Consider the following 15,990-nt stretch of genomic DNA (forward strand, 5'->3'; position numbering starts at 1 on the left):
GCATGGCAACGATTCATGTAGATGGCAAACAGTATGAGGTTGACGGTGCGGATAACCTGCTTCAAGCCTGTTTGTCTTTAGGTTTAGACATTCCTTATTTTTGTTGGCATCCTGCTTTAGGCAGCGTCGGTGCTTGCCGTCAATGTGCGGTTAAACAATACGCCAATGCCGAAGATAAACGTGGTCGTTTGGTGATGTCGTGTATGACGCCATCAACAGACAACACCTTTATTTCGATTGATGATGCCGAAGCCAAAGAGTTTAGAGCCAGTGTGGTGGAATGGTTAATGACTAACCACCCACACGACTGTCCCGTCTGTGAAGAAGGTGGCCACTGTCATTTGCAAGATATGACCGTGATGACAGGTCACGACCGCCGCCGTTATCGCTTTACCAAACGTACCCATCAAAACCAAGATTTAGGGCCGTTTGTTAGCCACGAAATGAACCGCTGTATTGCCTGTTATCGTTGTGTGCGTTATTACAAAGACTACGCAGGTGGCGAAGACTTGGGCGTGTATGGCGCACATGATAACGTCTATTTTGGTCGTCCAGAAAGCGGTACTTTACAAAGTGAATTTTCGGGTAACTTAGTCGAAGTTTGCCCGACAGGGGTATTTACCGACAAAACCCATTCCGAGCGTTATAACCGTAAATGGGATATGCAATTTGCACCCAGCGTCTGTCAACAATGTTCAGTCGGTTGTAATACCAGTCCCGGTGAGCGTTATGGCGAATTACGCCGTATCGAAAACCGTTATAACGGTGCGGTAAACCATTATTTCTTATGTGACCGTGGTCGTTTTGGTTATGGTTATGTCAACCGCGAAGACCGTCCGCGTCAACCGATGATTCGTCAAGGTGCAGCGTTAGCCGTTACTAGCGTTGATAACGCCTTAGATACTGCTATTGCTCAATTAAAAGGCAAAAAAGTCTTAGGTATTGGCTCACCACGCGCCAGCCTAGAAACCAACTTTGCCTTACGCGAATTAGTCGGTACAGCCAACTTTAGTACAGGCATGACCGCGGCTGAACAAGCGCGTGTGGCTTTAGTCAGCAAAATTTTACAAACCGAAGGTGTTGATACGCCGTCTTTACGTGCGATTGAAGACAAAGATGCGGTGTTAGTATTGGGCGAAGATGTCACCCAAACCGCACCACGTATTGCTTTAGCCTTACGTCAAAGTATCAAAAACAAAGCTGAGCAATTAGCTGCCGAGCGTAAAACCAGTGATTGGCATCAATTTGCGGTCAAAAATATTGCTCAGCATGAATTGTCACCGCTGTATATCACCAGTTTAAGCGGCACACGTTTAGATGATGTCGCGCAAGAAACCTGTTTTGCCGCTATTCCCGACCAAGCCCGTTTGGGGTTTGCCGTGGCTCATGCCATTGATGACAATGCGCCTGCTGTGCCGAATATGAGTGTTGAAGCCTTAGCTTGGGCGAAAAAGATTGCCGCTGATTTATTAGCGGCTGAGCAACCTTTAGTGGTGGCAGGCACATCGGCAGCCAGCGAAGACTTATTATTAGCGGCAAGTAACATTGTTCAGGCGTTATTAGTCAAAGGCAAAAAAGCCGCCATTAGCTTAGTGGTTCCCGAAGTGAATAGCTTGGGTGTTAGTTTATTAGGTGGTCAAGATTTAGATACCGCGTTGGCGAGCTTAAAAGCAGCTCATTATGATGTAGTTGTAATTGCCGAAAACGATGTCTATCGTCGTCTGCCTGCGGGTGTGGTTGATGCCGCTTTACAAGCCACCAAACAAGTGATTGTGTTAGACCATCAACAAACTGCAACTACTGACAAAGCACATATCGTCTTGTCAGCGGCCAGTTTTGCCGAAGGTGATGGCACAGTGGTTAACAACGAAGGCCGCGCTCAGCGTTTCTTCCAAGTTTACGAAGCCTCTTATTACAAACCCGAACAGCAAATTAAAGAAGGTTGGCGTTGGTTACATGCCTTGCATACAGGCATTGAAGCCAAAGACATTAACTGGACACAACTAGACGAAGTGATTGATAGCTTAGTGGTGGGTATGCCCAGTTTAGCCGCGATTAAAGACGCTGCACCTGATGCTTCTTTCCGTATTAAAGGCTTAAAACTAGCGCGTGAACCACGTCGTTATAGTGGTCGTACGGCAATGCGTGCCAACATCAGCGTCCATGAACCGCGTCAGCCACAAGACCAAGACAGTGCTTTAGCCTTCTCAATGGAAGGTTATGTCGGTACACAAAACGCAGGTGCGTTAACCGCGTTTGCGTGGGCACCAGGTTGGAACTCACCACAAGCATGGAACAAATTCCAAGACGAAGTGGGTGGCCATTTACGCTCAGGTGATGCGGGTGTACGTTTGTTTGATAACGTGCCACGTCAAGCGGGCGGTTATGCCAAAAACATTCCTGCGGCGTTTACACCAGTTGCCGATAAATTCTTAGTGCAACCGATTCATCATATTTTTGGTAGTGATGAATTATCTGCACGCGCGCCTGTTATGGCCAGTCAATTACAACAGGCTTATGTGTCTTTAGCTGCCGCTGATGCTCAGCGTTTGCGTGTCACTGAGCAGCAAACGGTGATCGTTGGTTTAAACATGAAATTGCTTAAATTAACCGCGCGGATTGATGAAGCGCAGGCCGAAGGCACAATCGGCTTCCCGATTGGTTTAGCCAATATGCCTGTCATTCAAGGTAATGAATGGGTGACAGTAACAGGGGAGGGCGCATAATGTTTGATTGGCTTACGCCCGACGTTTTAGACATTCTGATTGCGGTTGCCAAAGCCGTCGTCATTTTATTAGTGACTGTCGTCAGTGCGGCGTTATTGAGTTTTGTTGAGCGTCGTTTATTAGCATGGTGGCAAGACCGTTGGGGGCCTAACCGTGTTGGCCCTTATGGCATGTTCCAAATTGCGGCTGATATGCTGAAAATGTTTTTTAAGGAAGACTGGACTCCGCCCTTTGCCGATAAATTAACCTTTAGATTAGCACCCGCAATCGCCATGGGTACCTTATTGCTCTCGATGGCGATAGTACCTATTACCCCAACATGGGGTGTGGCAGACTTAAACATTGGTTTGTTATTCTTTTTTGGTATGGCTGGTTTAGCGGTGTATTCGGTCATGTTTGCAGCGTGGTCATCCAATAACAAATACTCGTTATTAGGGGGCTTACGTGCTTCCGCACAAACACTGAGTTATGAAGTCTTTATGGGCTTAGCGTTGATGGGGGTCGTTGCGCAGGCTGGCTCATTTAATTTGCGTGACATTGTTGAAGCACAAAGTACCGTTTGGAACGTGATTCCACAGTTTTTCGGTTTTTGTACCTTCTTTATTGCAGCCATTGCCATCACCCACCGTCATCCCTTCGACCAACCCGAAGCCGAACAAGAACTCGCCGACGGTTACCACATCGAATATTCTGGCATGAAATGGGGCATGTTCTTTGTGGGTGAGTATATTGGCGTGATTGTAGTTTCAGCCTTGTTAACTACCTTATTTTTTGGTGGTTGGTTGCCCTTATTTTCGTTCTTAGATTTTATTCCACCCTTTTTCTGGTTTGCAGGTAAAACCGCCTTTTTCATCATGTTATTTGTCTTGGTACGGGGGTCTTTAATGCGTCCTCGTTATGACCAAGTGATGAAGTTTAGTTGGTTATTTTGTTTGCCAGTGACCCTGATTAACTTATTAGTCACGGGTGCAGTGATTATTGCGAGAGGCTAATAACCATGATTAAAGAGATTGTCTCTATTGTCAAAGGTGCAGGGACACAAGTCCGTAGTATGGTCATGGTGTTTAGTCATGGTTTTCGTAAGCGTGATACCATTGAATATCCTGAACAAAAAGTCTATTTGCCGCCGCGTTATCGTGGTCGTATTGTTTTAACTCGCGACCCAGACGGTGAAGAGCGTTGTGTCGCCTGTAACTTGTGTGCAGTGGCTTGTCCTGTCGGTTGTATTTCTTTGCAAAAAGCCGAAACCGAAGATGGTCGTTGGTATCCTGAGTTTTTCCGTATTAACTTCTCACGCTGTATTTTTTGTGGCATGTGTGAAGAGGCTTGCCCAACCACAGCCATTCAACTCACGCCCGACTTTGAAATGGCCGAGTTTAATCGTCAAGATTTAGTCTACGAAAAAGAGCATTTACTGATTTCGGGCGGCGGTAAAAATCCAGATTACAACTTCTATCGTGTCTCAGGGATGGCGATTGCGGGCAAAGCTAAAGGCGAAGCCCAAAACGAATCCACCCCTGTCGATGTGAAAAGTTTATTACCCTAAGCCGAGGTTAAGCATGGAAATTGTATTTTTCTATATTGCCGCGGCGATTGCGATTTTGTCGACAATACGCGTGGTCACGAATAGTAACCCCGTTCATGCCTTATTAAGTTTGATTGTGTCCCTGTTAGCGGTGGCCATGATTTTCTTTATGTTAGGCGCACCGTTTGCAGGCGCATTAGAAGTGATTGTCTATGCGGGCGCAATTATGGTGTTGTTTGTGTTTGTGGTGATGATGCTCAACTTAGGCCAGCATACCGTCAACCAAGAAAAGCAATGGATGAGCCCTAAAGCGTGGATTTTACCTAGCGTATTGACCGCAGGCTTATTGGCAGAAATGCTCTATTTATTAAGCCAAGGTGACTTGCATCAAGCGGGTTATCAGGTGGTAGATGCCAAAGCAGTTGGTATTGCCTTATTTGGCCCTTATTTGTTGGTGGTCGAATTAGCCTCTGTTTTGTTATTGGCTGCCTTAGTGGCCGCCTATCACTTAGGCAAACGTGAAGATTAAACCTTAGCTTTTCTTTCGAATAAAAGAGAGAAAAGTAGCCTGTATGCAGCGTAGCGTAATACAGGAAAGAGATACCTAAAACAGCTAATTATTGTCAATCCCGTATTAGCATACGGGCTACACCAATACAGTAAATAGCGAATAGATTTCAAATTAAATGGCGCGATGCGCCAAGGCAAAAAGGCGGTACAGGTATGATAGCAATACCCATGGAGCACGGTTTGGCACTAGCGGCCACGCTCTTTGTACTCGGATTAGTCGGCGTGATGGTACGTCGTAACATCCTTTTTATGTTGATGAGTTTAGAAGTCATGATGAATGCCGCCGCACTAGCATTTATTGTGGCGGGTAGCCGTTGGGCACAACCTGATGGTCAAATTATGTTTATTTTGATTCTGACCTTGGCAGCGGCAGAAGCCAGTATTGGTTTGGCGATATTATTACAGTTTTATCGCCGTCATCATTCGCTGGATATCGATGCGGCAAGTGAGATGCGCGGATGAACTTACTTTATTTAACCTTCGTTTTTCCGCTAATTGGCTTTTTGCTATTGGCGACCTTACGCACCCGTTTATCCGAAAACGTGGCAGCGGTGATTGGCGTGGGCTCGATGGGTTTATCGGCCTTAACAACCTTATATGTCGGTATCGACTTTTTACAAAATATCCCACAAGGCGGCTCGTATGTTCAAACTCTGTGGACATGGATGCAAGTAGGGGATTTTAACGCCAGCTTTGGTTTACATTTAGATGGTTTATCCTTAACCATGTTGGGAGTAGTGACGGGTGTAGGTTTCTTTATTCACCTGTTCGCCTCGTGGTACATGCGTGGTGAAAAAGGCTTTGAACGCTTTTTCTCGTATATGAACCTCTTTGTTGCCAGTATGTTGTTATTGGTATTAGGCGATAACTTGGCCTTATTGTACTTAGGTTGGGAAGGCGTCGGTTTATGTAGTTATTTGTTGATTGGTTTTTATTATTTCGATAAAGCCAATGGCGAAGCCGCCATTAAAGCCTTTACCGTTACCCGTGTCGGTGATGTGTTTATGGCCATTGGTTTGTTTATTTTATTCAAAGAATTAGGCACGTTGAATATTCAACAAATTGTTAGCCTTGCGCCACAGCATTGGCAAATGAATGACCCCATGTTGGTTTTTGCCACCCTAATGTTATTAGGCGGTGCGGTGGGTAAATCGGCACAATTACCGTTACAAACATGGTTGGCGGATGCGATGGCAGGCCCAACTCCTGTGTCGGCCTTGATTCATGCGGCGACAATGGTAACGGCTGGTGTGTACTTAATTGCGCGTACCCACGGTTTATTCTTAATGACCCCAGACGTTTTACACTTAGTGGGTGTGGTGGGAGCAGTCACTTTAGTCTTAGCGGGTTTCTCTGCTCTCGTACAAACCGATATTAAACGCGTATTAGCTTATTCCACCATGAGCCAAATTGGTTATATGTTTTTGGCTTTAGGGGTAGGCGCATGGCAGGCTTCGGTGTTCCATTTAATGACCCATGCCTTTTTCAAAGCCTTGTTATTCTTATCCGCAGGGGCAGTCATTATTGCCTGTCACCATGAGCAAAATATTTTCAAAATGGGCGGTTTGTACAAAAAGATTCCGTTTGTCTATGCCTGTTTCTTGATTGGTGGTGGTGCATTGGCAGCGTTCCCATTCATCACGGTAGGTTTCTACAGTAAAGATGCGATTTTGTTGCAAGCCTACGCCAGTGGTCATACCGATTTATTTTGGGCAGGATTATTAGGTGCGTTGTTTACCTCTATTTATACCTTCCGCTTAATTTATATTGTGTTCCACGGCAAAGAAAATGGTCATGCCCATGAAATTCATGGCGTTTCTTACTGGTTACCTTTAGGGGTGTTATTGGTGTTATCTACTGGCGTAGGTGCCTTTATTCATCAACCTTTAGAAGGTGTATTGCCAGCTTTTGCCAGTCCAATTAGTGAAGAAACCAAACATTTTGTTGAAATCTTAGCGATTGGTACAGGGTTAGTCGGTTTAGCGATTGGTGCTGCCTTATTTATGGGTGAGCGTCGTATTCCAACCGCGTTAGCGAATAGTTCTATTGGTAAGGCCATCTCCCGTTTGTGGATGGGCGGCTGGGGTTTTGACTGGTTATACGACCTGTTATTTGTCAAACCTTTCTTATTTATTGCTCATATTAATCGTCATGATGTCATCGACAAAATCATCGGCCTGATTCCTCGTACCGTTCGTGCAGGTAATGAGCTCATGGTTGTCTCTGAAAATGGTCGTTTACGTTGGTATGCAGCCAGTGTTGCCTTAGGTGCCGTTTTAATACTGGGTGTGGTTTTATTTTTGCAAATGAGTAGAGGATAAGCCAAACCATGATTTTATCGGCACTCATTCTGATTCCTTTTATTGGTGGCCTACTCTGTTGGTTAGGCGAGCGTTTAGGTGCAGGCATTCCACGTTGGATTGCCTTATTTAGTATGGCCGCTGTTTTTGGCTTAGGCGTCATGTTGTGGATGCAAGGTGACTATAGCTTAGCCAATCAAACGGTGGGCGCACATCCACAATGGCAACTTGAAGAGCGTTATACATGGATTCCCCATTTAGGTGTGAGCATCCATTTAGCCTTAGATGGTTTGTCGCTGTTAATGGTGCTGTTGACAGGTTTATTAGGCGTGATGGCGGTTGGCTGTTCTTGGACAGAAATTCAGCGTCATGTCGGCTTCTTCCATCTAAACTTATTATGGAGTTTAGGCGGTGTGATAGGGGTGTTCCTTGCGATTGATATGTTCTTATTCTTCTTCTTTTGGGAGATGATGTTAGTTCCTATCTACTTTTTGATTGCTTTATGGGGACACAAGGGCGCCGATGGCAAGAGCCGTATTCACGCTGCGACCAAGTTTTTTATTTTTACCCAAGCCAGCGGTTTAATTATGCTGGTGGGGGTGTTGGCCTTAGTGTTAGTCAATTACCAAGCTACAGGTAATTTATCCTTTGACTATCACGACCTACTCAATGCACACCAATACATGAGTTTAGACTTACAAAAAGTCTTGATGTTGACCTTCTTTATTGCCTTTGCGGTGAAGTTGCCGATTGTGCCTGTACATTCTTGGTTGCCTGATGCCCATGCACAAGCACCGACGGCAGGTAGTGTCGATTTAGCAGGTATTTTGCTAAAAACGGCTGCTTACGGTCTGTTGCGTTTTGCCTTACCTTTCTTTCCTGAAGCCTCACAATGGTTTGCACCGATTGCGATGTGGTTGGGTATTTTTGGGATTTTCTACGGGGCATTCCTTGCCTTTGCTCAAACCGATATCAAACGTCTCGTGGCGTATACCAGCATTTCGCACATGGGTTTTGTTTTAATCGGGATTTATTCGGGCAATTTGCTCACGCTGCAAGGTTTAGTGATTCAAATGTTGGCACACGGGATTTGTGCGGGTGGCCTATTTATTTTATGTGGCCAATTGTATGAGCGTTTACATACCCGTGACTTGCGCGAAATGGGCGGTTTATGGGGACGTTTTACCTATTTACCACCGCTGTTAATGTTTTTTGCCGCTGCACTATTGGGTATGCCAGGCACCGCGAACTTTGTTGGCGAGTTCCTGATTTTATTAGGGGCATTTAAGGTTGTGCCAGTCATTACCATCATTGCCACCTCGAGCCTGATTTTGGCAGGGGTATATTCCTTAATCATGATTCATCGTGCTTTATTTGGTAAAGGTAAATCCGAAGAACAATTACCTGATTTATCTGGTCGTGAACTTGGATTAGTCGTGAGTCTAGTCGCTATTTTATTGTTCTTAGGTTTATATCCACAGCCTGTGCTCAATGTTTCGCATGGGGCTATGTCTGGCATTCAGCAAGCATATTTGCCGTCGCTCATGCCTACAGCACCGACGATTGCTCCGTGAGGTCACCATGAACGTAACGCTTGACACGTTTTTACCGTTATTACCCATTTTAATTTTATGTACTACGACCGTCATTTTGATGTTGGCCATTTCCTTTGTCCGTCATCATTGGTGGAATGCAACCATCAGTGTTGTTGGCCTAAACTTGGCTTTAGTGAGTACCGTACTGTTAGGTTTAGCCAAACCAGCAGGTTTAGCCGCTATCGTTAGTCAGTTAGGTATTCCACAATTTGCACCTGCGCCTGTGATGTCCTTATTGGTGGTAGATGCCTATGCTTATTTTTATATGACCTTGATTTTGGTGGCTGCTTTAGCTTGTACCACCTTAACCCATGCATTTTTAGAGCGTTATCAAATTAACCGCGAAGAAATGTATCTGTTGTTGTTGATGGCAACTACAGGGGCGTTGGTATTGGTATGTAGTCGTCACATGACTTCATTCTTTATCGGTTTAGAGTTAATGTCAGTGCCTGTCTATGGCATGGTGGCTTATACCTATCACCGTAGTCGCTCCTTAGAAAGTGGGGTGAAGTACCTTGTTTTATCAGCGACTGCGTCGGCTTTTATGCTGTTTGGTATGGCGTTAATTTATGCACAAACAGGCACTTTAGCGTTTTCGGGCGTGAGTGAGCAGTTAGCAGGTGGCGCAAAAATGGGGACATTAGCCAGCTTTGGTGTGGGGATGATTATCATTGCCCTCTGCTTTAAGTTGTCCTTAGCTCCGTTCCATTTGTGGACACCTGACGTCTATCAAGGTTCACCTGCACCTGTTGGCGCATTTTTAGCGACCATTAGTAAAATTGCGGTCTTTGCCGTGATGATTCGTTTCTTAGTCGAAACACCGTTTGAGTACACCTTGCCCTTGCGTGAAGTATTTACCATTGTGGCGGTATTGTCGATTGTGGTCGGTAACTTATTGGCTTTACGTCAAAATAATCTCAAACGTCTATTGGGCTACTCCTCAATTGCACATTTTGGTTATTTATTAGTAGCCATTGCGTCGGGTGGAGCGACAGCCTTAGAAACCACGCATGTCTATTTATTGACCTATGTCTTAACCTCATTGGGCGCATTTGGTGTCGTCACCCTGATGTCTTCGGCAGAAAAGGACGAAGATGCAGACAGCTTACAACATTACCGTGGCCTATTTTGGCGTCGTCCCTATTTAACGGCGGTAATGACGGTGATGATGTTATCCTTAGCGGGCATCCCACTGACTGCGGGTTTTATGGGTAAGTTTTATGTGGTGTTGACGGGCGTGAACACGGGTAGTTGGGGTTTACTGACTGCGGTGGTGCTAGGCAGTGCCATAGGCTTGTACTATTACTTGCGGGTGATGGTCACGCTGTACATGGCAAGCTCAAACATGCCTAAACATGATGCGGATAGCCACTGGGGCGAACGTGCTGGTGGTCTGATGGTATTAGGTGTAGCAGGTTTAGTCTTGTTTATTGGTATTTACCCACAACCTGCCCTAGAGTTTGTGCGTATGGCTAAATTATTGATTATTCAATAAATGTTTTAGTGTATACAGCAAATGAAGAAAAGCCTCATCCATAGATGGGGCTTTTTTTATGGCTCATGGGTGGGATGGCTTGTAGAGACTAGACAGTATAAATGTGATGATAACCACAAATTTTATATGTGTATTATCTGTGCGATGGAGTGATGCGCTATACAAGTAAAATGATTATATATCCATAGTCATGGTTTATTTTGTATCAGCTAAAAAGTAATTAACAAAATTGATAAAAATCATAGATATGTCACTGAATCTAAGAGCGGAGCAGCTTTTAAGTTTCTTGCAAAAAACCTATCTATGACACATTTTTTGTCCCAAGGAGCATCGGTATGCGTACTTTAGTTGCATGTTTACTCAGTTCTTTTATGGTTTTTCCTGTTCTGGCACAAGCAGAATCACCGTGGTCAGTAAAAATTGGCGGCAGTTATGTAATTCCCAAAAGTAATAATGGCGCTTTAGCAGGTGGTGCAGTAGAGGCAGATGTCAGCTCGGAGTTAGGTTTGACACCCTCCATACAATATCAATTTAGCCCCAATATTGTGGGTGAAGTCCTATTAGCGATACCCTTTGAGCACGAAGTCAAAGACTCACTGACGGGCGATAAAGTAGCGACTTTTAAGCATTTACCACCAACTTTTTTTGCAAAATATTTACTAACACCTAATGAGGCGTTGTCCCCTTATGTCGGCTTAGGTCTAAATTACACCTTAGTCTATGATGAAGAGCTTGATGGCGGCGGTGGTAAATTAAAAGGGGATGATAGTTTTGGTTTGGCAGCGACCGCAGGTGTTGAGTACCGTCCTACCAATAGCTCATGGGGCGTTGCACTAGACATTCGTTATATTAAAATTAAAAGTGATTTAACCTTAGATGGTAAAGATATCGGTAGCTTGACCGTTGATCCTTTAGTCGTCGGTGTCAGTGCCGCTTACCATTACTGATGTTAGTTTGGTGCACTCACTGTTTTGTTCATCAACCTCTAGACGTAGGTAGGTCAGTGCAATAACTGCATTTTTTACCCCAACTCAATCCCCCCTGAATAAGGGGTATGCCGAAGACGGGGAGAAAATGTCAATAGAAAAGTTATAAATGCGGAAGTTATCCAAATGTCGGCTTTTTTATTTACAGATTTAAATCACTTAAACTAGGATGATCGTCAGGACGACGGCCTAATGGCCAAAAGAATAAACGCTCGGACGCTTTAATGGGCAAATCATTAATGCTAGCAAAACGACGCTGCATTAAGCCTTGTTCATTAAATTCCCAATTTTCATTGCCATAAGAGCGATACCACTGACCACTATCATCATGCCATTCATAGGCAAAACGTACCGCAATACGATTGCCATCAAATGCCCATAATTCTTTAATTAAGCGATATTCCAGTTCACGCGCCCATTTTCGGGTTAAAAACTCAATAATTTGTGGTCGACCACGCGGAAATTCAGCACGGTTACGCCATTGACTATCTTCGGTATACACCAAAGACACACGTTGAGGATCACGGCTATTCCAACCATCTTCAGCCATCCGTACTTTTTGAATAGCGGTTTCACGGGTAAAAGGAGGAACAGGTGGACGAATTTCGTGAGTCATTATCGTATTCCTTTTTAGGACTTACGCGGTTATCGCTTATTTGCTCGCATTTAAATCGTTTTTAACGATTTTATGCTCACAAAACGCGCTAATTTCGGGGAAATGCGTCAGTCCTATTTTGCTTAAGGTTTAAATAGTTCAGCACCACCAGAGTGTAATGCGCGCTGCTGGTTTTGGAGCTGTATTTTGAGTTGTGCAACCTGTTGATGTAAGTCTGCTAATTGTTCAGTGAGTTCATCTTCACTATAACGGGGCGTAATATGTTTTGGACAATTCCAGTCCCATGCCTCAACACGAATTAAAATACCACGTTCAACAGGCGCACGGTAATCAGGCATCTCTAATTGTGCTAATAACTCTGGATGATCATCAGCATGAATAATCTGTGTCGTTCCCCAAAGTTTTAAGCGACGTTTATTGGGGTAATCCATCAAAAATAAGGAAATTTTATGATTGGCAGTCAGGTTGCCAACACTCAGGTATTGCCGATTTCCAGAAAGATCGGCATAACCCAAGGTACGACTGTCTAAGGCTTTTAAAAATCCACGTGCACCACCACGATGTTGCACATACGGCCAACCTTCTTCGTTAACGGTTGCCTGATAAAAGCTATTACGTTCGGCAATAAAAGCAATTTCACGGGCAGTGAGTTCGTTACGAGGATCAGTCGCCAGTTCAAAGCCTCGGTTTGCCTCACGACTGCCGTAACGTGTTTGTGCCGATTTAACGGCTGGCGTAAAAGTTAATTCAGCAAAAGCACGGGGCATGATAGTTCTCCAAACCAAGGGGTGAACGCGCTTATACCAATCGTTAAAAATAAATGATCATGAGTAGCCTGTGTGAAGTGCAACGTAACACAGGATTTCCTACATTAACTCTTTGTTTTTCCTGTATTTCGCTACGCTACATACAGGCTACAAATATTTAACTTAGTTCTGACGAATGGTATGAGTTGTTAATCAGTTTTAGCAATTCGCCACTCTGTTCATAAGCAACTAAATCATTAAAGCCACCAATATGAACATCGCCAACAAAAATTTGCGGTACAGTACGACGGCCACTACGTGTAATCATAGACTCTAATTGAGTATCTGATTGATCAACACGGATTTTTTCAACCGTTGCACCCACCCGTTTTAATAAATTCTCGGCTTGCACACACCAAGGGCAAGTACCTGTACTATAGACGGTGACAGCAGTCATGATGGTTCTCCTCAGAGTTAAAGGTGGACTTACGCATTTCGCTGAAATTAGCGCGTTTTGCGAATATAAAACCGTTGAAAACGGTTGAAATGTGAGTAAATAAGCGATAACCGCGTAAGTCCTAAAAAATGCTTAGATAGTTAAAGCGACTTTTGGAAAGTCAATGTCAACACGGCTGGCTTTACCAATTAAGTTGGTTAAGAAATTCAGGCCAACGTGGGTAATTACTTCAACGATATCACTATCGCTATAGCCTGCTTGACACATCGCTTGAATTTCACCTGTCGTGACTTCACCTTTGTGTTCAATCAACGCACGGGCAAATTGCACAGCAACAGCAGCTTTTGCGTCTTGGCTGCCACCTGCGCGATTTGCGGCCATTTCTTCATTGTCTAAGCCAGTTTTGCGGCCAATGGCGGTGTGTGCAGAAACACAATATTCACAAGTGTTTTGTTGAGCAATCGCTAAGGCAATACGCTCACGAGTGGCGGCATCTAAACTGCCTTCATTAGCAATACTGTGGAAGCCTAAAAAAGCACGCAATGCAGCAGGAGAATTAGCAAAAATTTTTAAGAAGTTTGGCACCATGCCGAGTTTCTGTTGGATGGCATCAAACAATGCTAATTGTTCTTGGTTAGCAGTTGCCTTAGTGACAGTGTTAATACGGCTCATGATTTTTTCCTCGCTTAGGCTTGTTGGTGTGGGTATAGTGATATAGTTTATTTTTTTAAAGAATCCTTGTTTTAGGTAATTATTTATTGCCTAAAATGGAATAATGATGGTATTAAAGAGAAAAAAAGGGAAATATATGGATCGTTTAGACTTAATGACGATTTTTGTCGCTGTTGCTGAAGCCGAAAGTTTTTCGGGTGGAGCAAGACGTTTGGCGATGTCACCACCTGCCGTCACCAGAGCCATCTCAGCTTTAGAAAGTCGGTTGGCGGTTAAATTATTAGATAGAACAACACGTTATGTTCGAGTAACCGAGTTAGGTCAACGCTATTTGGATGATGCTCGGCGTATTATTGCCGAAGTTGATGAAGCCGAAGATGCCTTGGTTGGCATTAATGGCACGCCCAAAGGGCAATTAACCCTAACCGCACCCGTCTTATTTGGCAAAATGTTTGTCATGCCTGTGGTTGTTGAATATTTACAACGTTATCCCAGCATGGATGTCAGTGCCTTGTTTTTAGATCGTGTGGTTAACATGATGGAAGAAGGCGTAGATGTGGGCATTCGGGTTGGTGAATTACCAGATTCCAGTTTAAAGGCGGTGCGTATCGGGCAAATCCGTCGGGTGTTATGTGCCTCACCACAATATTTGGCGGAATATGGTGTGCCTAATCATCCTCATGATTTGCAACAGCATCGAATTGTTGCGGCAACGGGGGTAACACCCAGCGTGGAATGGAAATTTTGGCAAGAGCAACAAGCTTTGTCGGTACGTTTGCGACCACGTTTAACGGTGACCACCAATGATGGTGCGATTGAATCTGCCTTAGCAGGCTTTGGTGTGACACGTTTAATGTCGTATCAAATTGCGCACTTTGTCGAGAGTGGTCAATTACAGATTTTATTGCCCGATTTTGAGTCAGCACCCTTACCGATTCATGTCTTGCATCGTGAAGGTCGACATAAATCGGCGCGTGTGCGTAGTTTTGTCGATTTAGTCGTTGAACGTTTACGCCAAGAAAAAGCCTTGAGTTAATCGCATTAAAATTATTGCAAAAATAACAATTATGATTTGCTTTTTATAGGTATTCTCGTTAATTAAAGAAATAATCACAATAGCACTCATCAAATAGTATTTATCTTCATCAAAAGGGTAAAACCATGAGTGCTGTTGTTGCTTTATCGTCATGGCCAATTAATGCTGAAACGCCAATGGCCAATGCGCCAAGTATTGAATTGCCCAATGGTTATATTGGCATTCCTCAGCACTATTTACGTTATCAACAAACCCTAAGCTCTGTGCGTGCTTTACTCGCTGATATTCAGTTTGACGATAAAACCTTGTTGTTTGCAGGGCAAGACCCTAATGGTTTGTATATTCAAGTGGGTATCATTGGCCGTGAAAATTATGAGCGTGGTGATCAACAGCGCCCACACAAATTGGTTTATGGTCGTAAATGGCGTATTGACCGTGACACGCCAAGCTCCGAAGTCATTCAAACGGCATTTTTGGCGATTAGCAAAGCCTATGAGCATGAAGTACGAGAATTATTAACCGTAAAAGATGCTTGGTAAGCAAAGGTCAGTGCGCCATTTAGCTGTCATCAAGATTTGCCTTTATTGACAGAAAATGCTGATTTGGTTGCAGCAGAAGAGCAAGCTCGTTTGCAAACGTTGGCCGATATTGAGCAATTATTGGCAGGTGTAAAGTTTGCTCAGCATGACATTGACGTGGTGAGTTTTCATGCTCAACAGCCATTTAGTTATTTAGTGGTACGTTTGGGCAATACACCTCTGGCTCGTCAGCAAGAAGGGGATTTAGCCTATTTTAATCAACAGTTGGTGTCAGTGACCTTACAGGAGAATACCGCTTCTGAGGTGTTGTTTGCTTTATTAGATAGTTTTTTGCACATTAATCAACGTTGGGTTGAGGAGACTTTTGCTTATCAAGGTTTTGCGCGTTTTAGTCGTAGCCTTGATCCACGTCAAATTGCGGCGGTATCTGTTGCGACTCGTCCTTATCGTCGTGATGCAACGAATGAACATTTTAGCCGTGGTTTCCGTCAGGCCAATTATAATGTTGATCGTTCGCGTGTGCCAAGCTTGGGAACGGGCTTTTTAGCCAAGCGTAATCGTGAGGTTATTCAAGCTTATCAAGGCTTGTTGGGACATATGCCTGATGGGTTGTAAGTTTAAGGTGGGTGATTAAAGATGTATTTTAATTTGAGATATTTAGTGAAGGGTAGTTGATTTTTGGTAATAAATTTAGTCATATAGCATTATAACAATAAGATTTAGGGGC

General features: G+C 44.0%; 16 protein-coding genes. 12 read left to right on the forward strand and 4 right to left on the reverse strand.

Annotated features, from left to right (window positions below; translation table 11 throughout):
* Positions 1–2: 2 nt before the first annotated feature.
* From nuoG to C8N29_RS02100, 9 genes are all read left to right on the forward strand, one after another.
* Entirely contained in the window at positions 3–2,726 is a 2,724-nt protein-coding gene (nuoG, locus tag C8N29_RS02060) for an NADH-quinone oxidoreductase subunit NuoG (protein WP_107864355.1), read from the forward strand.
* Complete coding sequence (nuoH, locus tag C8N29_RS02065; protein ID WP_107864356.1) at positions 2,726–3,718, forward strand: NADH-quinone oxidoreductase subunit NuoH; 993 nt, start codon at positions 2,726–2,728, stop codon at positions 3,716–3,718. The genes nuoG and nuoH overlap by 1 nt, the downstream gene beginning before the upstream one ends.
* Before the next feature lie 5 nt (positions 3,719–3,723).
* Positions 3,724–4,272 carry an NADH-quinone oxidoreductase subunit NuoI gene (gene nuoI, locus C8N29_RS02070; RefSeq protein ID WP_107864357.1) on the forward strand — a complete coding sequence of 183 codons (549 nt, stop codon included), beginning with the start codon at positions 3,724–3,726 and terminating at the stop codon, positions 4,270–4,272.
* A gap of 13 nt (positions 4,273–4,285) precedes the next feature.
* Positions 4,286–4,780, forward strand: coding sequence for an NADH-quinone oxidoreductase subunit J (gene nuoJ / locus C8N29_RS02075; RefSeq protein WP_107864358.1), 495 nt, complete (start codon positions 4,286–4,288; stop codon positions 4,778–4,780).
* Positions 4,781–4,974: 194 nt separating this feature from the next.
* Complete coding sequence (gene nuoK / locus C8N29_RS02080; protein ID WP_107864359.1) at positions 4,975–5,283, forward strand: NADH-quinone oxidoreductase subunit NuoK; 309 nt, start codon at positions 4,975–4,977, stop codon at positions 5,281–5,283.
* Positions 5,280–7,142 carry an NADH-quinone oxidoreductase subunit L gene (nuoL, locus tag C8N29_RS02085; protein WP_107864360.1) on the forward strand — a complete coding sequence of 621 codons (1,863 nt, stop codon included), beginning with the start codon at positions 5,280–5,282 and terminating at the stop codon, positions 7,140–7,142. Before nuoK ends, nuoL begins: the two co-directional genes overlap by 4 nt.
* Positions 7,139–8,695 (forward strand): NADH-quinone oxidoreductase subunit M, encoded by a 1,557-nt coding sequence (gene nuoM, locus C8N29_RS02090; RefSeq protein WP_239986943.1) that lies wholly within the window; start codon positions 7,139–7,141, stop codon positions 8,693–8,695. The genes nuoL and nuoM overlap by 4 nt, the downstream gene beginning before the upstream one ends.
* A gap of 7 nt (positions 8,696–8,702) precedes the next feature.
* A complete protein-coding gene (gene nuoN / locus C8N29_RS02095; protein WP_107864362.1) occupies positions 8,703–10,211 on the forward strand; it encodes an NADH-quinone oxidoreductase subunit NuoN in 1,509 nt (502 codons plus the stop codon).
* A 335-nt stretch (positions 10,212–10,546) separates the two neighbouring features.
* The gene (locus C8N29_RS02100; RefSeq protein WP_107864363.1) at positions 10,547–11,158 is read left to right on the forward strand and encodes an OmpW/AlkL family protein; all 612 of its coding nucleotides are present in this window, start codon (positions 10,547–10,549) and stop codon (positions 11,156–11,158) included.
* Positions 11,159–11,339: 181 nt separating this feature from the next.
* Here the strand turns inward: C8N29_RS02100 and C8N29_RS02105 are convergent, their stop codons facing one another.
* From C8N29_RS02105 to C8N29_RS02120, 4 genes are all read right to left on the reverse strand, one after another.
* A complete protein-coding gene (locus C8N29_RS02105) occupies positions 11,340–11,813 on the reverse strand; it encodes a nuclear transport factor 2 family protein (RefSeq protein ID WP_107864364.1) in 474 nt (157 codons plus the stop codon).
* 122 nt (positions 11,814–11,935) lie between these two features.
* The gene (locus C8N29_RS02110) at positions 11,936–12,580 is read right to left on the reverse strand and encodes a pyridoxamine 5'-phosphate oxidase family protein (RefSeq protein ID WP_107864365.1); all 645 of its coding nucleotides are present in this window, start codon (positions 12,578–12,580) and stop codon (positions 11,936–11,938) included.
* A 157-nt stretch (positions 12,581–12,737) separates the two neighbouring features.
* On the reverse strand, positions 12,738–13,016 hold the full coding sequence (gene grxC, locus C8N29_RS02115) for a glutaredoxin 3 (RefSeq protein WP_107864366.1): 279 nt from the start codon (positions 13,014–13,016) through the stop codon (positions 12,738–12,740).
* Between the two features lie 132 nt (positions 13,017–13,148).
* Entirely contained in the window at positions 13,149–13,688 is a 540-nt protein-coding gene (locus C8N29_RS02120) for a carboxymuconolactone decarboxylase family protein (RefSeq protein ID WP_107864367.1), read from the reverse strand.
* Between the two features lie 136 nt (positions 13,689–13,824).
* Here C8N29_RS02120 and C8N29_RS02125 point away from each other — a divergent pair, with 136 nt between their 5' ends.
* The 3 genes from C8N29_RS02125 to C8N29_RS02135 all read left to right on the forward strand — a co-directional run bounded on the left by C8N29_RS02125 (position 13,825) and on the right by C8N29_RS02135 (position 15,878).
* On the forward strand, positions 13,825–14,724 hold the full coding sequence (locus tag C8N29_RS02125) for a LysR family transcriptional regulator (protein WP_107864368.1): 900 nt from the start codon (positions 13,825–13,827) through the stop codon (positions 14,722–14,724).
* 125 nt (positions 14,725–14,849) lie between these two features.
* A complete protein-coding gene (locus tag C8N29_RS02130) occupies positions 14,850–15,263 on the forward strand; it encodes a hypothetical protein (RefSeq protein WP_107864369.1) in 414 nt (137 codons plus the stop codon).
* Positions 15,264–15,308: 45 nt separating this feature from the next.
* Positions 15,309–15,878, forward strand: coding sequence for a hypothetical protein (locus C8N29_RS02135; RefSeq protein ID WP_107864370.1), 570 nt, complete (start codon positions 15,309–15,311; stop codon positions 15,876–15,878).
* Positions 15,879–15,990 lie beyond the last annotated feature (112 nt).

Origin of the sequence: Agitococcus lubricus (assembly GCF_003051055.1) — a bacterium.
GTDB classification, from domain to species: Bacteria; Pseudomonadota; Gammaproteobacteria; order Pseudomonadales; family Moraxellaceae; genus Agitococcus; species Agitococcus lubricus.

Coding starts and splice junctions, on each gene's coding strand:
- C8N29_RS02100 (WP_107864363.1), top strand. CDS start 10,547: ATGCGTACTTTAGTTGCATGTTTACTCAGTTCTTTTATGGTTTTTCCT.
- C8N29_RS02105 (WP_107864364.1), bottom strand. CDS start 11,813: ATGACTCACGAAATTCGTCCACCTGTTCCTCCTTTTACCCGTGAAACC.
- nuoN (WP_107864362.1), top strand. CDS start 8,703: ATGAACGTAACGCTTGACACGTTTTTACCGTTATTACCCATTTTAATT.
- C8N29_RS02130 (WP_107864369.1), top strand. CDS start 14,850: ATGAGTGCTGTTGTTGCTTTATCGTCATGGCCAATTAATGCTGAAACG.
- nuoK (WP_107864359.1), top strand. CDS start 4,975: ATGATAGCAATACCCATGGAGCACGGTTTGGCACTAGCGGCCACGCTC.
- C8N29_RS02120 (WP_107864367.1), bottom strand. CDS start 13,688: ATGAGCCGTATTAACACTGTCACTAAGGCAACTGCTAACCAAGAACAA.
- nuoL (WP_107864360.1), top strand. CDS start 5,280: ATGAACTTACTTTATTTAACCTTCGTTTTTCCGCTAATTGGCTTTTTG.
- C8N29_RS02110 (WP_107864365.1), bottom strand. CDS start 12,580: ATGCCCCGTGCTTTTGCTGAATTAACTTTTACGCCAGCCGTTAAATCG.
- nuoH (WP_107864356.1), top strand. CDS start 2,726: ATGTTTGATTGGCTTACGCCCGACGTTTTAGACATTCTGATTGCGGTT.
- nuoG (WP_107864355.1), top strand. CDS start 3: ATGGCAACGATTCATGTAGATGGCAAACAGTATGAGGTTGACGGTGCG.
- nuoI (WP_107864357.1), top strand. CDS start 3,724: ATGATTAAAGAGATTGTCTCTATTGTCAAAGGTGCAGGGACACAAGTC.
- C8N29_RS02125 (WP_107864368.1), top strand. CDS start 13,825: ATGGATCGTTTAGACTTAATGACGATTTTTGTCGCTGTTGCTGAAGCC.
- grxC (WP_107864366.1), bottom strand. CDS start 13,016: ATGACTGCTGTCACCGTCTATAGTACAGGTACTTGCCCTTGGTGTGTG.
- nuoJ (WP_107864358.1), top strand. CDS start 4,286: ATGGAAATTGTATTTTTCTATATTGCCGCGGCGATTGCGATTTTGTCG.